This is a genomic window from Tannerella forsythia (genome assembly GCF_001006485.1).
Lineage (GTDB): Bacteria > Bacteroidota > Bacteroidia > Bacteroidales > Tannerellaceae > Tannerella > Tannerella forsythia.
Genome location: NZ_JUET01000112.1, coordinates 1 through 402, shown reverse-complemented (window position 1 = coordinate 402; position 402 = coordinate 1). Strand labels below are relative to the sequence as shown.

At 47.5% G+C, this 402-nt stretch carries 1 protein-coding gene; it reads left to right on the top strand.

Translation table 11 applies throughout. The features are described 5' to 3' along the window. Window positions 1–402 (top strand): aminotransferase class I/II-fold pyridoxal phosphate-dependent enzyme (locus Tanf_RS10415; protein WP_046825824.1); only part of this gene is annotated, 402 nt, incomplete at both ends.

The window sequence follows — 402 nt, the reverse complement described above, 5'->3', positions numbered from 1 at the left end:
ATGCTATTTCTTTCTCAACAGGCTTTCAGGTAAACGAAGGGGTCATTTCATGCATCACCGGACGCGATGATTACCTGAACTGGGATGAGTTAAATCATGCTTCCATCATTGAAGGAATCCGTCTCTCATTCTCAAACAAGCTCAAATATAATCATAACGACATGCAGTCGTTGGAAAAACAACTCCGTAGATGCGAGCCGGACAAGGTGAAACTGATCGACACTGACGGTGTCTTCAGCATGGAAGGAGACGAGGCCCATGCGGCCGAAATCGGACGGCTGGCCACGCAATACAATGCCAGCATCATGGTGGATGAAGACCATGGAATCGGTGTACTTGGCAATCAAGGACGCGGTACATGCGATCATTTAGGTGTCTCGAAAGATGTTGACTTGATCATGG